This window comes from Corallococcus sp. AB032C, assembly GCF_003668935.1.
GTDB lineage: Bacteria > Myxococcota > Myxococcia > Myxococcales > Myxococcaceae > Corallococcus > Corallococcus exiguus.
On record NZ_RAWP01000070.1, the window covers coordinates 1 to 18,754 of the forward strand.

Annotated in this window: 12 protein-coding genes; 9 read left to right on the top strand and 3 right to left on the bottom strand. The window is 71.3% G+C overall.

What is annotated here, in order from left to right; genetic code table 11:
* Positions 1–147 precede the first annotated feature (147 nt).
* The 3 genes from priA to def are packed head-to-tail and all read left to right on the top strand — an operon-like array spanning position 148 to position 8,745.
* The gene (gene priA / locus D7X99_RS26835) at positions 148–2,541 is read left to right on the top strand and encodes a primosomal protein N' (RefSeq protein ID WP_121754343.1); all 2,394 of its coding nucleotides are present in this window, start codon (positions 148–150) and stop codon (positions 2,539–2,541) included.
* A gap of 16 nt (positions 2,542–2,557) precedes the next feature.
* Complete coding sequence (locus D7X99_RS26840) at positions 2,558–8,164, top strand: response regulator (RefSeq protein WP_121780278.1); 5,607 nt, start codon at positions 2,558–2,560, stop codon at positions 8,162–8,164.
* Positions 8,165–8,217: 53 nt separating this feature from the next.
* Positions 8,218–8,745: a peptide deformylase gene (gene def, locus D7X99_RS26845; RefSeq protein ID WP_120575921.1), complete on the top strand. Its 528-nt coding sequence runs from the start codon at positions 8,218–8,220 to the stop codon at positions 8,743–8,745.
* On the opposite strand, the gene nth is transcribed toward def, so the two are convergent.
* Entirely contained in the window at positions 8,742–9,452 is a 711-nt protein-coding gene (gene nth, locus D7X99_RS26850) for an endonuclease III (protein WP_121780279.1), read from the bottom strand. The two genes, def and nth, sit on opposite strands and share 4 nt — an antisense overlap.
* Before the next feature lie 35 nt (positions 9,453–9,487).
* Between nth and ltaE the strand changes: the two genes are divergently transcribed.
* A complete protein-coding gene (ltaE, locus tag D7X99_RS26855) occupies positions 9,488–10,513 on the top strand; it encodes a low-specificity L-threonine aldolase (protein ID WP_120575923.1) in 1,026 nt (341 codons plus the stop codon).
* A gap of 239 nt (positions 10,514–10,752) precedes the next feature.
* Positions 10,753–11,772, top strand: a complete 1,020-nt coding sequence (locus D7X99_RS26860; protein WP_120575924.1) for a M23 family metallopeptidase — start codon at positions 10,753–10,755, stop codon at positions 11,770–11,772.
* Positions 11,773–11,802: 30 nt separating this feature from the next.
* On the opposite strand, the gene D7X99_RS26865 is transcribed toward D7X99_RS26860, so the two are convergent.
* Positions 11,803–12,072: an HU family DNA-binding protein gene (locus D7X99_RS26865; RefSeq protein ID WP_014394187.1), complete on the bottom strand. Its 270-nt coding sequence runs from the start codon at positions 12,070–12,072 to the stop codon at positions 11,803–11,805.
* 324 nt (positions 12,073–12,396) lie between these two features.
* Here D7X99_RS26865 and D7X99_RS26870 point away from each other — a divergent pair, with 324 nt between their 5' ends.
* Positions 12,397–13,851 (top strand): hypothetical protein, encoded by a 1,455-nt coding sequence (locus tag D7X99_RS26870; RefSeq protein ID WP_121780280.1) that lies wholly within the window; start codon positions 12,397–12,399, stop codon positions 13,849–13,851.
* Here D7X99_RS26870 and D7X99_RS26875 read toward each other — a convergent pair.
* Complete coding sequence (locus tag D7X99_RS26875; protein WP_121780281.1) at positions 13,842–14,960, bottom strand: alpha/beta fold hydrolase; 1,119 nt, start codon at positions 14,958–14,960, stop codon at positions 13,842–13,844. The genes D7X99_RS26870 and D7X99_RS26875 overlap by 10 nt on opposite strands.
* Positions 14,961–15,076: 116 nt before the next feature.
* Here D7X99_RS26875 and pssA point away from each other — a divergent pair, with 116 nt between their 5' ends.
* From pssA to D7X99_RS26890, 3 genes are read left to right on the top strand one after another with little or no spacing between them, the layout of a single operon-like run.
* The gene (gene pssA / locus D7X99_RS26880; RefSeq protein WP_121780282.1) at positions 15,077–15,931 is read left to right on the top strand and encodes a CDP-diacylglycerol--serine O-phosphatidyltransferase; all 855 of its coding nucleotides are present in this window, start codon (positions 15,077–15,079) and stop codon (positions 15,929–15,931) included.
* A 57-nt stretch (positions 15,932–15,988) separates the two neighbouring features.
* Positions 15,989–17,254, top strand: coding sequence for a CinA family nicotinamide mononucleotide deamidase-related protein (locus tag D7X99_RS26885; protein WP_121780283.1), 1,266 nt, complete (start codon positions 15,989–15,991; stop codon positions 17,252–17,254).
* Positions 17,251–18,750 (top strand): hypothetical protein, encoded by a 1,500-nt coding sequence (locus D7X99_RS26890; RefSeq protein ID WP_121780284.1) that lies wholly within the window; start codon positions 17,251–17,253, stop codon positions 18,748–18,750. Before D7X99_RS26885 ends, D7X99_RS26890 begins: the two co-directional genes overlap by 4 nt.
* The last annotated feature ends 4 nt before the right edge of the window (positions 18,751–18,754 follow it).

Here is an 18,754-nt window from a genome sequence, read left to right on the forward strand (position 1 = left end):
CCACCGGGCCTCTTCCGCACCCTGTCTTCCAGGGTCGGGAGGGGCCCTTCGTGCTTCCAGGGCACCGGGGATGTCAGACGCCCGGGGCACAGTGGATCCCGGGTGCAGGACGGGCGGGCCGGGGACGCTGGCGGCAAGAGGTCGGTCATGGAGCAAGAGCACTTCGCGCTGGGTGGTTTTCCTCGGGCACAGGCAGAGGCCCCCTCTCGCGGTTCCATTCCGTTGCGGACGCGGCGTACGGATGTGGGAAGGGAAGTGTCGGAGCGGGAGCACGCCGCTACAGTGCGCCCCGTCGTGAGCGCCACTCCCGCCCAACTTGCCTCTGTCGCCGTGGGCCGTCCCGTGCGCGGGGAGTTCACCTACCTGGTGCCGGAGGCGCTCGCGGGCAACCTCGCCCCGGGCCAGCGCGTGCTCGTGCCCTTCGGCCGGGGCATGGCGCTGGGCTTCTACCTGGGGCCCGCCAACGCACCGGTGGAAGGCGGCGTGCGGCTCAAGCCCATCCAGCGCGTGCTGGAGGACTCGCCGTCCCTGCCCAAGGACCTCATCGCGCTCCTGCGCTTCACCGCGGAGCACTACCGCTATCCGCTGGGCGAGGTCATTCGCGGCGCGCTGCCGCCGGGCCTCTCCACCGCGGTGGATGAGAAGGAAGCCAGGCCGGACATCCAGTTCTTCGTGGAGGCTCTCGTCGAGGAGGTGCCGCCCCAACTGGCCCGCGCTCCGGCGCAGGCCGCCGTGCTCCAGTACCTCCTGGCGGTGGGCGGGCGCGCGCCGCTGGACGAGGTGACGCACGCCATCCCCGGCGCGCGCGAGACGCTGAAGAAGCTGGCGACGCGCAAGTTCGTGAAGTGGGTGGAGGTGACGCTGCAGCCCGGCGTGCGCGAGGGCCTGGTGCAGAACCGCCCGGACCGCCTCACCCCGGAGCAGGCCCTGGCGGTGAAGGAACTGCAGGGCGCCGTCGACGCGGGCGGCTTCCAGCCGTACCTCCTGCACGGCGTCACCGGCAGCGGCAAGACGGAGGTGTACCTGCGCGCGGTGGAGCACACGCTCGCGCGTGGCCTGGGCAGCCTGGTGCTGGTGCCGGAAATCGCGCTGACGCCGCAGCTGGTGGGGCGCTTCCGCAGCCGCTTCGGCGGCGACGTGGCGGTGCTGCACTCGGGGCTGAAGGACCGCGAGCGGCTGTTCCACTGGCAGGCGTTGCGCAAGGGCACGGTGAAGATCGCCGTGGGCGTGCGCTCGGCGGTGTTCGCGCCGGTGGAGAACCTGGGGCTCATCGTCGTGGACGAGGAGCACGACCCGTCCTTCAAGCAGGACGAGAAGCTGCGCTACCAGGCGCGCGACCTGGCGGTGGTGCGCGGCAAGCAGGCCAGCGCGGTGGTGGTGCTGGGCTCGGCGACGCCTTCACTGGAGACGCTCCAGAACACGCGCTCCGGCCGCTACAAGCTCATCGAGCTGAAGAACCGCGTGGACGACCGGCCCATGCCCACCATCAGCCTGGTGGACCTGCGCGTGGAGCGTCCGCGCGAGGGCCAGGTGACGGAAGAGGCGCCCATCCTCAGCCCGCAGATGCTCCAGGCCATGGAGGAGACGGTGGCCAAGGGGCAGCAGGTCATCCTGTTCCTCAACCGCCGCGGCCACAGCACCATCCTCCTGTGCGAGGTGTGCGGCCTGTCGCTCAAGTGCCAGGACTGCGACGTGTGCATGACGCACCACCGCTCGCAGAACCGGGTGGTGTGCCACTACTGCGGCGTGGCCTTCCCGGTCCCGGACAGCTGCCGCGAGTGCACCGGCCCGCTGCTCAAGCTCGGCATCGGCACGGAGCGCGTGGAAGCGGAGGTCCTGGAGCGGATGCCACACGCACGCGTAGCGCGGCTGGACCGCGACTCCGCGACGAGCGCGGAGAAGCTGACGGAGCTGCTGGCGTCCTTCGCGCGGCGGGAGCTCGACGTGCTGGTGGGCACCCAGATGGTGGCCAAGGGGCACGACTTCCCGGGCGTGACGCTGGTGTGCGTGGTGATGGCGGACACCTCCCTGGCGATTCCCGATTTCCGAGCGGCTGAGCGGACCTTCCACCTGTTGACCCAGGTGGCGGGGCGCGCGGGACGCGGGAAGGACCCGGGGCGGGTGTTGGTGCAGACCTACAACCCGGACGCGGAGCCGGTGAAGCGGATGCTGGCGCACGACTTCGACGGGTTCTCCAAGCAGGAGCTGGAGTGGCGCAAGGCGCTGGCCTATCCGCCCTTCGCGCGCATGGCGTCCGTCCGGCTGGAGGGCGAGCACCCGGAGCAGACCGCGGGTGTGGCTCGGTTCCTGGGGAACCTGGTGGGACGGCACATGCCACCGGCGTCGGCGGGGGTGCGCCTGCTGGGGCCGGCCCTGGCGCCCATCGCCCGCATCCGGGGCAAGACGCGCTGGCAGCTGCTCCTGAAGGCGCCGACGCATGCGGCGCTCGCCCCATTGCTCGCCCGGTTGGAGGCGGCGTTGGCGGATGTGCCCAACGGAGTGAAGGTCGTGATCGACGTGGATCCCGGGGCCATGCTGTAGACTCCCTGGCTCCCCCATGGGCGCCTCGGTCCTCCTCGTACACGACGACATCGCCACCATCGCCGCCGTCCGGCGACTGCTGTCCCGCGAAGGGCACGAGGTCATCCTCGCGACTTCCGCCGCGGACGCGCTCATTGCTTTCGGGCATCACCTGCCGGAGCTCATCGTGCTCGCGCCGAGCGTGGAGAGCGACCGCGGGCGCGTGGTGTTGGAAGAGCTGGTGCAGCACCCGGATGGCCACAAGGCGCGGGTGCTGCTGCTGAGTGAGCCCATCGAAGGCTTCAGCGCGCCGGTGGCGCCGCTGCCCCTGGACGGGCCGAGCTTCGTGACGCTGGTGGACACGTTGATCCGCGCGCCGGCGGAGGCGGATGGTTGGCGCGTGGTGGAGAACCGGACGCTGAGCGAGCCGCCGAAGGGGAGCGCCCCGGTGGACGAAGCCTGGCACGTGACGTCGCCGCGCTCGGTGGGCGGGGACCCCGCGCTGGCGAACGCGCTGTTCGGGGACCTGGCGCCGCTGAACCAGACGGACTGGGAAGTGGCGGCGATGACGCGCGAGGAGCGCAGCGCGCACGCCGTGCACCAGCAGCGTGAGCGCAGCACGCACCTGGCGATGAACGCCGCGCTGGAGCAGGCGCACCTGGAAGTGGAGACGGAGGCGATCGCCTCCATCGACTCCGCGCTGTCGGTGGGCACGAAGTCGCAGTGGACGGGGTCGGCGGAGGAGGGTGACTCCGGCGAAGCGTGGGGCGAGGAGGATCCGGACGCGAGCATCGGCTCCGAGTGGGACGCGGAGCCGCCGAACGCCGAGGATGCGCTCGAGGGCCGTCCACCGGAAGCGCGCACCACGTTGCGCTTCCCGTTCCCGAACGAGGAGGGTGAGGAAGAGGCGCTCGCGGAGGGGCGGCTCGCGTTCCGTGAGGAGCCACTCACCCCTCCGGGGCTGAAGCCGGTGAAGTCCGCGCCGAAGCTGGGGGACGAGGGGTTCTTCGACGTCGACTCGGACGAGGACGGCGGGGCGGCGAAGGCGTCGGATCCGGAGGGCTCCGCGCCGCTGGCGTGGAAGGAACTGGAGCCGGATCCGGAGCTGGAGACGCGTGCGCCTCCGGGCGGCGTGGACGACTCCGACGAGACGGACTTCGGTTCGGTCGCGGACGACGTGGCGGCGGAGGAGCGGGCCGCGGCGGCGGGTGAGTCGCAGGAGGACGCGCCCTCGGAGCCGACCGCGGAGGAGTTGGCGGCGGCGGGCCTGTCGAACTGGGACGTACTGGAGGCGGAGCTCAAGGCCTCCGCCGATGCGCGAGAGCGGGGGGATGAGTCCTCCTCGGACGACGCGAAGCCGGTGGGGTCGGACTGGTTCGATTCCGAGACCGTCGAGGAGGCGAAGACGGAGGGGGCCAGGCCCCTCCAGTGGGCGGAGCCTTCGGGCCCCGCGAGCCCGGCGGCTGCGGCACGCGCGAAGATTGATGACGCGAAGTCGGGCAAGGCGGCCTCGCGTCCGGATGAGGCCACGGAGTCGCGCGATGGAGGAACGGCGGACAGCACCTCGCCTCGCGTGAACACCGAGAGGCCGCTGCGTGTCGCGGCCCGTGTCCCGCTGCGCTCATCGGGCAAGAGCAGCGCGGGCGTCGTGGCGAGCGTGAGCGTCTCGTCCGCGAACCCGGGCGATGCAACAGGCGCGGGTGGCAGCGCCGCGGGCCTGAGCGACAAGTCCGGTGCGGCGACAGGTGGCACGTCCACGCGTCCGGGCAATGAGTCCGGTCCTGTTGTCGCGGCAAGAGCAGGGGATGCGGCGACGCCAGCCGGCTCCTCCGCGAATCCGCGCGCCGGTGCCGCGGATGCCGTCGGTGCGTCGTCGCGCGCGGAGAGCGCGGAAGCCCAGGCGCCGTCGTCGCCGCTGCAGGTACCCGGAGGCCTGCAACGGGCGAACAAGACGCGCACCCAGGAGCAGGAAGCCCCCTCACCCGCGCGCACGGGCGCAGCCGAGCCGTCAGCGGATCTCGCCGCGGAGCTGGAATCGCTGCGTGAAGAGCTGGCGCTGGCCCACGCCGCCATCGAGGAGGCGGAGGCCCGGGCCGCGGACGCGGAAGCCCTGGCCGAATCGGAGCAGTCGCTCCGCGTGGAGCTGGAAGATCGCATCGCGAGCGAAGAGCGAGCACGCGAAGACGCGCGGCTCGAAGCGGACGCGGAGGTAGAGGCCCGGAGCGCCGTGGAGGTGAGGGCCGAAGCGGAGGTCCACGCCCGCGCCCGAGCCGAGTCCCTGTTGAAGCAGGCCTCGGCGGCGCATGAGGCCTCGGAAGTCCGGGCCGAGTCGGCGACGGAGGCCCTCGCGGAGGTCGAAGCGCGGCTCGCGTCCGAAGCCGGAGGCCGGGTGGAGGCCGAAGCTCGCGCGGAAGCCGAGGCGCGCGACCGCCGCGAAGCCGAAGCCCTCGCGGAGATGGCCCGGCTCGAGCTCGTCGAACTCGAGAAGCGGCTCGCCACGGAGGTCCAGGCGCGCGAGGAGGCCGAGCTCCGAGCCCATCAGGAAGCGCAGACGCGCGAGGAGGCCGAAGCCCGCGCCGAGCTGGAGCAGGCCGCACGCACGGACGTGGAAGCGCGGCTCGAAGCCGAGACCGAAGCAAGAATCGCGGCCGAAGCCCGGGCGGAAGCCGAATCCAGGGCGCGCGAGGATGCGCGTCAGCGAGCGCAATCCGACTCCGACCAGGCGGAGAGCCGCGACACCGAGGACGCCGCGCTCCGTGCGAACCTGGATGCGCGGCGTGCCGAGGCGGAAGCCCGTGCCGAAGCGGAGGCGAAGGCCCGCACGACCGCCGAAGCGAAGGTGAAGCACTCCGCGCAGGCGCTGTCCCTAGTGGAGGTGCGTGCGCACCAGCTGGCCCAGTCGCTGGCCGAGTCCGAAGCGAAGTCGAAGCACTCCGCGCAGGCGCTGGCCCAGGCGGAGACGCGGGTGCAGCAGGCCACGCAGGCGCTGGCGCAATCCGAGGCGAAGGCGAAGCAGTCCGCGCAGGCCTTGGCGCAGGTGGAGGCCCGGGCGCAGCAACTGGCGCAGGTGCTGCTCCAGGGCGAAGCCAAGGCAAGGCAGTCCGCCCAGGCGGTGAGCCAGGCCGAAAGCCGCGCCACGCAAGCCGAGGAGGCCCGAGCCGCCGCGGAAGCCACCGCGGAACAGAACGCCGAAGCCCTGGCCCAGGCGGAAGCCCGGGCCGCGAAGGCCGAAGAAGCCCTGGCCGAAGCCCAGGCCCGAGTGGAAGACGCCGATGCGGCGAGGCTGCAGAACGAGGCGCGCTTCGCGGAGACCTTGAGCCAGGTCAACGCCCGGATGGAGCAGCTCAAGCAGGCTCGCCAGCGAGCCGAAGCGAAGGCCGCGCAGCCCGCCGAAGCCCTGCTCCAGGCGGAAGCCCGCGTGGAGCAACTGACGCAGGCCCTGAAGCAGGCCGAAGCGCGAGCCACCGAAGCCGAAAAGGCCCGCGACGCCAACACCGAGCAGCTGAAGCAGGCACGGGCCGAAGCAGAGGCCCGAGCGGAGCAACTCCAGCAGCTCCAGGCCAACTCGGGGAGCCGCGAGGACCAGCTCACGCAGGCCCAGGCTCGCATCGAGCAGCTCACGCAGGCCCACACTGAAGCGGAAGCCCGCGCTGATCAGCTCGCGCAAGCACGCACCGAAGCCGAAGCCCGCATCGAGCAGCTCACGCAAGCACGCACCGAAGCCGAAGCCCGCATCGAGCAGCTCACGCAAGCAAGCACCGAAGCCGAGTCGCGCATCGAGCAGCTCACGCAGGCAGGCACTGAAGCCGAGTCGCGCATCGAGCGACTCACGCAGGCACGCACGGAAGCGGAAGCCCGCGCTGATCATCTCGCGCAGGCACGCACCGAAGTCGAAGCGCGCGCGGAGCAATCCACCCACGCGAGCACCGAGGCCCAGGCGCGCATCGAGCAGCTCACGCAGGCGCTGACCCAGGCCCAGGCCCGGGCGGAGCAACTCACGCAGTCCCTCTCCCAGTCGGAGTCCCGCGCGGAGCAGTCCACGCACGCCCGGACCGACGCGGACGAACTCGCACGGACCCTCCTGGCCCAGGCCGAACAGGCCCGCGCCGAAGCGGAAGCCACGGCCGAGCAGCAACTCCAGGCCCGCACCGCCGCGGAAGCCCGCGCCCTCCAGTCCGAGCAGAAGGCCGCCGAAGCCACCGCCAAGGCCACGTCCGAAGGACGGCTGCGCACTGTGCTGGAAGTCCGCCTCGACTCCGAGGGCCGTGCACGCCAGGACCTCGAAGCCCGCCTCGAAACCGAGTCCCAGGCCCGCACAACCGCGGAGTCCCGCCTCGCCGCGGAAACCCACGCGCGCACCGAAGCCGAAGCCCGCGCCCGCTCCGAATCCACGGACCTCACGCAGGCCCGAGACACCCTGCAAGCGCAGCTTGATCAGCTCCGAGAGGAGCTCACCCGCGAGCGCGAGACGCGCACCCGGCTCGAAGTCGAAGCCGTCGAACAGCGCCTCCAGGCCGAGCGCGAGCGCGAACAACTCGAAGCCCGAGCGCAGCGGGACGCGGAAGAAGCCGCGGCCCAGGCCCGCGCCACCATCATCCCCCTCGACTCGCCCGGCCGCCCGGAGATGGCGGTGGCCCGCAGCGGCAGCCTCACGCAGGAGGGCCTCTCGCGCCTCATCCTGCGGCTCTGCGACGCGCGCATGGAGGTGCGCCTGGAGCTCAAGGTGATGAACGCCTTGCGCGTCCTCTGGCTGCGCGACGGAGCCCTGGTCGGCGCCGCGTCCTCCGCGCAGGGCGAGTCCCTCGTGGACCGCGCCCGCGCGGACGGCCTCATCGACGCGCGCCAGGAAGCCGAGCTGCGGCTCGTGCGCAGCGCCACCACCGGCACGCTGCTGGAAGCCCTGCGCGGGCGCGGCTACGTGCGCGAAGCCGAATCCGTCCCGCTGGTCCAGCGCTACACCGAACAGGTCTTCCTGGACGCGCTCGCGGAGCCCTCCACGCTCTACCGCCTGGTGCCGGAGCCCGCGCCCCACGAGGTGGCGCTCGCCGCCGCCACGCGCCCGCCGCTGCACCTGCTCGCGGAAGGGCTGCGCAACACGCTCACCGCCGAATCGCTCCTGGACGCGGCGGGCTCCCTGCGCGCCCAGGTCTCCCGAGGCGACGCGCACATGCCCCCCGCGGACTTCGGCCTCTCCGCTCGCGAGCTCCAGCTCCTGCAGGCCGTGGACGGCGAACGCACGCTGGAGTCACTGCTCCTGGGCGCGGGCCTGCCACAGGACGGAGCGCTCAAGGCGCTCGCGGTGGCGCGGACGCTGGGCCTCATCGCGCTGCATCCGCCGTCGGAGGACGCGCACGGCCACCTGCCGCCGGAGCTGGACGTGCACCGTCTGGAGGCCAAGTTCGAGGAGATCCAGGACGCGGACTACTTCACCGTGTTGGGGCTCGCGCGCTCGGCCGGCAGTGAAGAGGTCAAGAGGGCCTACGCGCTGCTCGCCGCCGAGTTCCACCCGCTGCGCTTCGCCGGCCATCCGGACCCCGCGCTCCAGCACCGCGCGCAGCAGATCCGCGCGGTGTTGACGGAGGCCGCCCGGGCGTTGGGAGACGACCGGCTGCGGGGCGAGTACGCCCGTAATCTGCTCGACTGATGCCCGGTGGAACGGTTGCCCGTCGCGGTCCGGAGGAGTTAAGAGTCCCCTCCATGGTTCGCGAGATTCTCATCTGGCCCGACCCCATCCTGAAGCAGAAGGCCAAGCCGGTGGCGAAGGTGGACGACAAGGTCCGCGCGCTCATCAAGGACATGTTCGAGACCATGTACGACGCCGAGGGTGTCGGTCTCGCCGCCCCGCAGGTGGGCATCCTCCAGCGCATCATCGTCCTGGACACCCGGTCGCAGCAGCCGGACGCCAGGCCCCTGGCGATGATCAACCCGGAGTTCGTCTCGCTCGAAGGGGAGACGACCTACACGGAAGGCTGCCTCTCCATCCCCGGTGAAGCCGAGGACGTGGACCGCGCCGCCTTCGCCACGGTGCGCTACCTGGACGAGGAAGGCCAGGAGCAGACGCTGCGCTGTGACGGCCTGCTGGCCATCGCCGTGCAGCACGAGACGGACCACCTGGACGGCACCGTCTTCGTGGACCACGTCTCCACGCTCAAGCGCGAGTTCATCCGCAAGCGCATGAAGAAGCTCAAGGCCTCGCGCGAGCAGGGCGCTCCGGCGTCCGCTTAAGCCTTCGAGGTGGCGCGCACGCCCTTCTTCGGGCACCGGGCCGCCACCACGCAGGAGCCGCAATCGGGCGAGCGCGCGAAGCACGTGCGCCGCCCGTGCCACACCAGCAGCTGATGCCCCAGCGTCCACCGCTCGCGAGGCAGCAGCGCCTGCAGGTCCTTCTCCACCTTGTCCGGGTCTTCGTGCGTGGTGAAGCCCATCCGGTACGCCAGCCGCTTCACGTGCGTGTCCACGGGGAAGGCCGCGTCGCCGCCCAGGTGGATGCACACCACGCCCGCGGTCTTCAGCCCCACGCCCGGCAGCTCCGCCAGCGTGTCGCGCACCAGCGGCACCTGCCCGCCATGCTCGGTGACGAGCGTGCGCGCCGTGGCGACGATGTTCTTCGCCTTCGCGCGGTACAGCCCGCAGGTGCGGATGAAGGGCTCGACGTCGGTGGGCTCGACGCGCGCGTAGGCCTGGGCATCCGGGAAGCGGGCGAACAGGGCAGGGGTCACCAGGTTGACGCGCTTGTCGGTGCACTGCGCGGACAGGATGACGGCGACCAGCAGCTCCAGTGGCGTGCGGAAGTCCAGCTCGATGCGGGCGTCCGGCATGGCCGCCTCCAGACCGTCCAGGATCGACACCGCACGCTGCCGCTTCTCCGCCACTGTCTCTCGCCGGGCCACGCGGGCGTTGTATGTCACGGGGAGGCCCCGCCCAAGCGCCATGGCGGGGCATCCCTTTTCACGCAGCGAGGAGAACCATGAAGCCCATCGACTTCCGCTCCGACACCGTGACGAAGCCCACGCCCGCCATGCGCAGGCTCATCGCCGACGCGGAGGTCGGCGACGACGTCTACGGCGAGGACCCCACCGTGCGGCGCCTGGAGGAGCGCGTCGCCGAGCGGCTCGGACTGGAGGCCGCCGTCTTCGTCCCCTCCGGGACGCAGGCGAACCAGATCGCCATCGGCGCGTACTGCCGTCCTGGCGACGAGGTGCTCACGGAGGAGGGCAGCCACATCCTCCAGTACGAAGGCGGCGCGGTGCCGGCGCTGTGGGGCGTGCAGCCGGGGCCCCTGCCGGGCGAGCGCGGCCTGCTGAAGCCGGAGACCGTCACGGCGGCGGTGCGCGAGGACAACATCCACAACCCGCGCACGCGCCTGCTGTCGCTGGAGAACACGCACAACCGCGGCGGCGGCACGGTGTGGCCGGTGGAGCGCTTCAAGGCGGTGGTGGAGGCGGGGCGCAAGGCCGGGCTCGCGGTGCACCTGGACGGCGCGCGGCTGTTCAACGCGGAGGTGGCGGCGGGCCAGCCCGCGTCCGCGTGGGCGTCGCTGACGGACTCGACGTCGGTGTGCTTCTCCAAGGGCCTGGGCGCGCCGGTGGGCTCGGCGCTCGCGGGCAAGAAGGATGTCATCCGCGAGGCGCGGCGGCTGCGCAAGCGGCTGGGCGGCGGCATGCGGCAGGCGGGCATCCTCGCGGCGGCGGCGCTGTACGCGCTGGAGCACCACGTGGAGCGCCTGGCCGAGGACCACGCCAACGCGCGCCGGCTGGCGGAAGGCCTGGCCCAGGTGCCGGGCGTGAAGGTGGACCTGGCGAGGGTGGAGACGAACATGGTGTTCGCGGACCTGGTGCGTCCGGCGGCGGAGGCCTCCGCGCTGCTCCTGAAGCAGGGCGTGCTCGCCAACCCCACGGGTCCGCACTCCATCCGCCTCGTGTGCCACCTGGACGTGTCCACCGCGGACATCGACGACGCCCTGGCGCGCATCCGTCAGGCTCTCGCTGCCTGACACGAGCGGCACCGGGCTCGCGGGCCGGCCGCGGTGTCCTGAAATCTGTCCGACTGTCGGACAGGTTCGTGCGGGGCGCCGTGGCCAGGCGCGGCTGTCAGCGGAATGACGGTCCTCCGGCACCCGGGGACGAGCCCCGTCCACGCGCTGGGTGCGGACCACACGCACCTGTGCGCCAGGGGATGATCCACGGCCCGGAACAGGTGGACGGCCCGGCGCGGTGGTAGGCTCACCCCGCCGTGCGCCGACCCGCCGTCCTTGCCCTGCTGGCCCTCTCCGCCTGCGCGACGCCGCGGCCGGGGAAGATGAGCTTTGAGGAGCTGTACGCGACCTCGGGCGACAGCGGCTTCGTCAGCTCCGGCACGCCCTTCCTCCCCCACGAACCGGAGCGCGCCCGCGGGCCGCTGGCGCCCGAACGCTCCACGGAGCTGGAAGCCGCCCTCACCGCGTTCGTGCAACAGGCCCAGGCCTACCGCGAGAAGGTCCAGCGCGGCAGCGCCATGCCCGCCGCACAGGTGCGCAACTGGGAGGCGATGAACGCGGCCATGGACGCCTTCCTGGCCCGGCCGGTGGAGCACACCGACACCCGCGACCTGACGCGCGCCCGAGGCGTGATGGAGGCGGAGCTGGAGCAGGACGCGCGCCTCTACGGCGACATGCCGGGCTCGCTCGCGGAGGCCGTGGTGGTGCGCGTGGGCCGCCTCATCGTGCGCGCGTCCACGCTGCGCCGCTGGGAGCAGCCGCCGGAGCCCTCCGGCCCGCCGCGCCTCGCCTGGCCCGTGGAGCCGGTCACCATCACCAGCCTCTACGGCGACCGCTGGCACCCCATCACCGGCCAGCTGCGCCGCCACTCGGGCGTGGACCTGGCGGCCCGCCGGGGACAGCCCGTGGGCGTCGCGGACCGGGGCGTCGTCCTGCGCGCCGGCTGGAACGGCGACCACGGCAAGATGGTGGAGGTCCAGCACGACGGCCAGTGGGTGACGCGCTACAGCCACCTGTCCGAGGTCCTGGTGACGACCGGCGAGGTGCTGGCGAGGAGCGACGTGGTGGGGCTCGCGGGGGACACAGGCCTTGCGACCGGCGTCCACGTCCACTTCGAGCTCTGGCACGACGGCAGTTCACTGGATCCGCTGGAGGCGCTCGTCGCCCCCGAGGCGGCCCCGGACGCGTCCGAAGAGCGTCCCGTGGCCCGCATGCCCACGGAGTCCCCCGTCCTCACGTCCCAGGGGCGCCACCCGGCCGCGGGTTCGCGCCCCTGAGGGGGACGGGCCTTCACAACGGCCCTGCGACTACAGCGAGTTCTTCAGCTCCTTCGCGGGACGGAAACCGACCGTCTTCGACGCCTTGAGCTTCATCATCTCGTTGGTCTGAGGGTTGCGGATCTTCCGCGCCTTGCGCGAGCGCAGCGACCACGTGCCGAACCCGGGGTAGCTGAAGCGGGTGTCCTTCTTCACCGCCTTGCCGATGTTGGTGAAGACGCTGTCGAGGATCTGGGCGGCCTGCTTCTTCGTGAGCTTCGACTGCGCAGCCACCACCTCCACGAGCTCTGCCTTGGTCATGACACCCCTCCCTCTTGCGTTGTCTGGCGTTGATCGAGCGGATGGCGGAGGTAACAAATCGAGCTTTCGACTGTCAATGCGCCACCTGCTCCCGGGCCGGAAAATCGGCCTCCGGATGAAAACTGGCCTCTGAAAATACACCCTGTAGAGAGTCTGGAGGATCGCATCTTTTGATACATCCTCACACTCCTGCTTTCCACATCAGGGGAAGTGATCGCCTGGTGATCGCTTTTGCGTGAAAGGCATTGGAAAATCGATCACTTAGCAGTCGCCGCTGATCCAGCTCCAGCAGGGTGCCATCAGGGGGCTAGAGTGCCTGCCCGCGTGCCCACCCGACTGCTTCCATGGCTCCTCGTCCTGATGTGCGCCTGCTCGGGGCCGTCCCCCCGGCCCCAGGCGACGGGCGAGCTCTGGGTGGACGGGGCGGCCTCCGGCGGCGACGGCACCCGGGAGCGCCCCCTGCGCTCTCTGATCGCGGCCCTGGCCCGCCCCGGCCCGAAGCGCGTGCACCTGGCCTCCGGCCGCTACGAAGGCCCCTTCCAACTGCCGGAGGGCACCCGGCTCCTGGGGGAGGGCCCTTCCACGATCCTGGCGGCGGAGCCCGGCACCACCGTGGTGGAGGCGCCAGGGGACACCGCCCTGGAGTCCCTGGTGGTCGAGGGAGGAGGCTGGGGCCTGGAGGCCCGGGGCCCCGTAAAGGTCCACACGGTGACCTTCCGCAATCAGACCCGGGGCGCCATCCGGCTGGGCGCGGGTCCGCTGGAGGGCAGGGGGCTGCGCTTCGAGGCAGGGGCGAGCAGCCAGGCACCGACCACGGTAGGCGTGCTCGTGGAGGCAGGAACCGCAGGGGCTTCCGCGCCGTCCCTGATCCTCAGGGACAGTGCGTTCGTGGGGGCCTACGACCGCGCGGTTCGGGCCCGGGGTGGAGCCACGGTGCGCCTGGAGGGGGTGGACTTCCAGGGCTCCCGGACGGCGCTCAGCCAGGAGGGTGGCGTGGCGGAGGTCGAACGGGCGCGGGTCTCGGGCGGCACGGGCACTGCGTTCTCCACGGTGGAGGGCGCGCTGACGCTGGTGGACGTCCGGGTCCAGGGCCACGAGTACGGCGTGACGGCCAACCAGGCCCGGCTGTCGGTGCGGGGCTTCAGCTCGGAGCACGCCACGCGCGCGGGGATGGGGCTCACCGCGACGAACGGCCTGCTGGAGGACGTGACCGTGAAGGACGCGGGCAACTATGGGGCGCTCCAGCTCACCGCGTCGGACCTGGAGGTGCGGCGCTTCCGCCTGGAGGGCTCAAGGGAGTACGGCGTGGTGGCGCTCCAGGGCCGCGTGCGCCTGCGGGACGGAGTCATCAAGGGAGTGAGCACCGCGGATGGCATCACGGGAGACGGGCTCCACCTGCGCCAGGTGGAAGCGGACGTCGACACCGTGACCGTCGAGGGGGCAAAGGGAACCTGCGTGCTGGCGACGCAGCGGGCCCGCGTGACGCTCCGCAACGCCCGGCTCTCGGGCTGTGGGCTGGCCGCGTTGGCGGTGGATACGAAGGCCACCCTGGAGTCCCGGACCGTCGACGTGCGCGACACGCCGGGCTCCATCCTGGTGGCCATCGAAGAAGGCCAGTTGCAGGTGGAGGACCTCACCGCGAAGGACGCACGGGGCGAACTGGTCTCCACCGACTGCGAGGGCCAGACGCGCGTCCAGCTCCGCCACATCGACGCGAGCACCACGCGAGGCCTGCGCTCCCCGTGCGTCCAGCTCGACGCCCGCTCGCCTCAGCCCTGAGCGGGAGCGGACGTGGGGGGCAGGGGTGTGGCGCGCTGTTCGATCCACTCGCGAATGACGGGGTAGACCTCCATGGGCGCGCCGGTGCCGAAGATGAGGTCGCCGTGGCCGTAGTCCATCTTGTCCCCGCGGTCCCGGCCAAAGACATGCAGTGCGCGATCCGGTGACGTGAGCAGCGCGTACTGTGCCTCCACGTTGGCCGCGGTGGCCAGTCGGTCCGCGCTGCCGCCCATCACCAGCACGGGCAACTGGAGCTTCGCGATGCCCGCGCGCCAATCCGTCTTGCGGTCGTAGGAGCGGAACGCGTCGTGGGAGATCCAGTCCTGGAACTGCAGCAGCACCTTGCGGCTCATCGCCGCCATCATGTTGACGGACAGCTGCCGCAGGACGCGCGGCGGGACGTGCCGGGGATTCACGACGATGTCCGACAGGGGCAGCGCGAGGTAGCCCAGGAAGGGCGCCATGCTGGCGCTCACCCACGACTGACGGATGCTCCCGGGCCACGCCGCGCGCACGCCCAGCGAGATGAGCGTCCGCAGGAACGGTTCCGACTTGAGATACACCGGCGCGCCCAACTCGAGCAGGCCCGCCAGCTTCCCGCCATCGTGCCCCTGCGCCACGCCGTACCCCACCAGGCCTCCCAGCGAGTGACCCAACCAGAAGGCCTGCTTCGCGCCGGTCTCCTTCAGCGCCAGCTCCAGCAGGGCCGGCCCGTCGTGGTTGATGTGGTCGTCCACGGTGAAGTCCGTGGGCCGCCGGCCCCTGGGCGGACGTTGCGAGTGCCCGGTGCCGCGCCACTCCACGCTGAAGCAGTCGAAGCCGGCCTCGGTGAGGTAGTGGGCCACGGAGTAGGGCGGCTCGAAGTCGAAGGTGAAGCGGTTGGCCGCCAGCCCGTGGCACAGCAGGACGGGCTCGGCGAAGCGGCGCACCGGGGCCCGGCGGGCGTGCACGGTCAACTCCCACCCATCCGCGCAGCGCACGCGCAGCAGGTCGGGAAGGGGCCCCTTGAGGCGGTACCACCGCCGCACGAGCAGGACCCACACCACGTTCACCAGCAGCAGGACGGCCGCCGCGGTCAATCCCCACAGGGCCCACTGCCCGTACGGCATTTCTCCTCCCATGCGACCCGGGACTGACTCCAGCGCGAATAAAACCCTGCTAAGGTCCGTTCCCTCGCCGTTTCTGCCACATGGGCAGCCGACCACCTGGGGAAGTCGAGGGAACGATGAAGCTGCGGAAACTGATGTTCGTGCTCCCGAACCTCTTCACCGTCACTTCCATCTTCTGTGGCTTCTACGCCATCACCTTGTGTTCGGGTGAGGCAGAACCGGTGCAGCTGTACCAGGCGGCCCTGGCCATCCTCTTCGCCATGTTCTTCGACGGGTTCGACGGACGGGTGGCCCGCCTGACGAAGACGCAGAGCGACTTCGGCATGCAACTCGACAGCCTCGCGGACGTCATGTCCTTTGGCGCGGCGCCGGCGCTCCTCGTCTACAAGTGGGCGTTGGCCCCCATGGGCTTCTGGGGCCTGTTCATCTCCTTCTCGTTCATGGCCTGCGGCGCCATGCGGCTGGCGCGCTTCAACGTGCTCGCCATGCGCAACCCGCACGGCGGTGGCGGCGGCTTCTTCGTGGGGCTTCCCATCCCGCTGGCGGCTGGCGTGCTCGTCTCCCTCATCATCTCCCACCACGTGGCCAGCCAGGGCGAGGCGCTCGGTGACGGCGCGCGACTGCCGGTGGCGGTGGCGGTGGGCGCCCTGTCGCTGCTGATGGTGTCCACGGTGCGCTACCGCACCTTCAAGGACGCGCGTCCCAGCCGCAAGACGGCGCTCGTCTTCATGGTCATGGCGCTCACGGGCGCGTTCATCGCCCAGCAGTTCCACCCGGCCTGGGTGCTGGTGACGTACTTCGCCGCGTACCTGGTCATGGGGCTGGTGGAGTCCGCGGTCTCCGTGCGCAGCCGGCTGGCGTCCCGCAAGGTCGGCTCCGTCGCGGCGGTGGCGGTGGCGGCCGGGCTCGACGAGGACGACGACGAGGACTCCGAGGCCAACGCCACGGACGACGGTCCCGCGTTCCTCTGAGCAGTCAAGCGCGGGAGCCGGGACGCGGACCGTGCCGGCCGCTAGGATGCCCGGCCCATGCGCGTCGAGCTGCTGTGCACCGGTGACGAGCTCGTCACCGGCCTCATCACGGACACCAACAGCACGTACCTGGAAGCCCGCCTCTTCGACCTGGGCGTGAAGGTCGCACGGGTGACGGTGGTGGGCGACGTGCGCCCGGACATCACGGGCACGCTGCTGGAGGCCTCGGCGCGAGCGGACGTGGTCATCGTCTCCGGAGGCCTGGGGCCCACTGCGGACGACTTCACGTTGGAGTGCGCCGCCGCCGCCGCGGGCGTGTCCATGGAAGAGGACGCGCGAGTGCTCGGCTGGCTGAAGGAGCGCTACGCCGCACGGGGCATGATGATGAATCCGGGCGCCCTGCGCATGGCGCGCATCCCCACGGGCACCGAGCCGGTGCGCAATCCCCAGGGCTCGGCACCACTGGTCATCCAGCAATTGGGCCGAGCCCACCTGTTCTTCCTGCCAGGCGTTCCGCGCGAATACCGCGCCCTGGTGGACGGAGAGGTGTTGCCGCGCGTGCGGACCTGGCTCGCCGCCGAATCGGGTCGCACGTTCCGGGCCTTCCGCCTGCTGCGAACCGTGCGCCTGCCCGAGTCCGTGCTGAACGAGCGGGTGATGCCCCTGGCCCCCAGCCACCCCAGGGTGGTGTTCGGCTTCCGGACGCACGCACCGGAGAACCACCTGAAGCTGATGGCGGAAGCCCCCACGCAGGCGGAGGCCGACGCCGCGCTCGCGGCCGCGGAGGCCGCATGCCGGCAGGTGCTGGGCACGCACGTCTACGGCGCGGATGGCAGCGAATACGCGCCCGTGCTCCTCGACATGCTGGCGCGCGGCGGTCACACGCTGGCGGTGGCGGAGAGCTGCACGGGCGGCCTCGTCGCGCAGGAACTCACGGCCGTGCCGGGCTCCAGCCAGGTCTTCATCGGCGGGGCGGTCGCCTACTCGGAGAAGATGAAGTCCGCCTGGGTGGGCGTCCCCCCGGACATCCTCGCGAAGCACAGCGCCGTGTCGTCCCAGACTGCGCTCGCCATGGCGGAGGGAGTCCGCGCCGCCTGCGGCGCCACGTTCGGCCTGTCCGTCACGGGCTACGCAGGCCCCGGTGGAGGCACGCCCGAGGACCCCGTGGGCACCGTGTACTGCGGCCTGTCCGGCCCTGGAATGGAGCCCCGCTGTGAGCGGATCTCGCTCGCGGGTGACCGGGACCGGGTCCGCATGTTCGCCGCATCCCACGTGCTGGAAATGTTGAGGTTGCACCTGCTCGCCGCCCCTGTGTCGCCATGAGTCGCTCCAAATCAAAGCGTCCCCGTCCTTCCGCCCTGGAAGCGCCGTCCACGGTGCCCCCGGCCCCCGCCACCGCGGGCGAACCCGTCCCGGCCACGCCCGAGTCCTCCGCGCCGCTCGCCAGCCCCACGGCGGCGACGGAATCCACCAGCCCCCCCACGTCGCCGGCCGGAGCAGGAGTGCATCCGGTGCGGAGCGCGGTGCGCCTGTGGCTGTCCGCCTACCGGGTGGAGGTGGTGCTGTTCCTCGTCGCGTTCGCGGTGCTGTCCAGCTTCAGCTCGCAGCGCTTCCTCCGGCAGAGCGCCGCGCCGCACTTCATCTACCAGGCGCAGTCCTGGCTGGAGGGACGGCTCGACGTGGATCCGCAGGTGTTGCCCAACCTGGAGGACTGGGCCTGCGTGCGGCTGGTGGACGGACAGAAGGTGCGGTGCGAGGGACGCCCGCTCCGCGATGACCGCTGGTTCGTCAGCTTTCCGTCCTTCCCCGCGGTCGTGATGCTTCCCTTCGTCGCGCTGCACGGCTACCAGTTCAACGACACGTCCTTCGGCGTCTTCGTGGGCGCGCTCGCGGTGGCACTCTTCTATTCGCTGCTGCGCTTCCTCGCGCAGGAAGGGGAGACGGAGCGCAACCGCGACGACAACGTGGTGTTGTCGCTGGTGCTCGCCTTCGGCACGCTGTTCTTCTACTGCGCCATCCGGGGCGAGGTCTGGTTCGGAGCGCAGGTGATGGGCGTGGCGCTCACGTGTCTGTACGTGCGCAACGCCGTCAAGGCGCGGCGCCCCGTGCTCGCGGGGCTCTTCTTCTCCATGGCAGTGCTCACCCGCACGCCGCTGGTGTTCGCGGGCCTCTTCTTCGTCCTGGAGGCGCTCTGCCCCGGGCCGGACCGGCTGGCCCAACTGAAGGCCCTTCCGACCGCGTGGAAGCCCGCCCTCCGCAAGCTCGTCCTCTTCGGCGCGGGGGCCGCGCCCCTCGCCGCGCTCGCTGCCGCGTACAACGTCTACCGCTTCGGCAAGCCCGGCGAGTTCGGCCACTCGTACCTCTTCAACAACCGGGTGAACGTCGACATCGACCGCTTCGGGCTCTTCAACATCGAGTACCTGTCGCGCAACCTCCAGGCCGCGTTCCTCAAGCTGCCCCAGGTGTCGCTGTCTCCGCCGCGGCTGTCGTACGACCCGCATGGGCTGACGCTGCTGCTCACGCTGCCCCTGTTGGTGTTCCTGCTGGTCCCCCGCACGCGTCCCCGTCTGCACTGGTCCCTGTGGCTGACCGTGGCGGTGTGCGCGCTGCCGGGCCTCTTCTACCAGAACACCGGTTACATGCAGTTCGGCTTCCGGTTCAGCCTGGACTACACGCCTTATCTGCTGTTGCTCTTCGCCATTGGCGGCTGGTCGCTGCGAAACCGCGCGGTGATCGCCGTGCTGGCGCTTGGCGTGCTGGTGAACTTCTGGGGCGCCGTGGCCTTTCGTGGCTACACGGAGTTCGTGCGGAACTGGTAGGCCT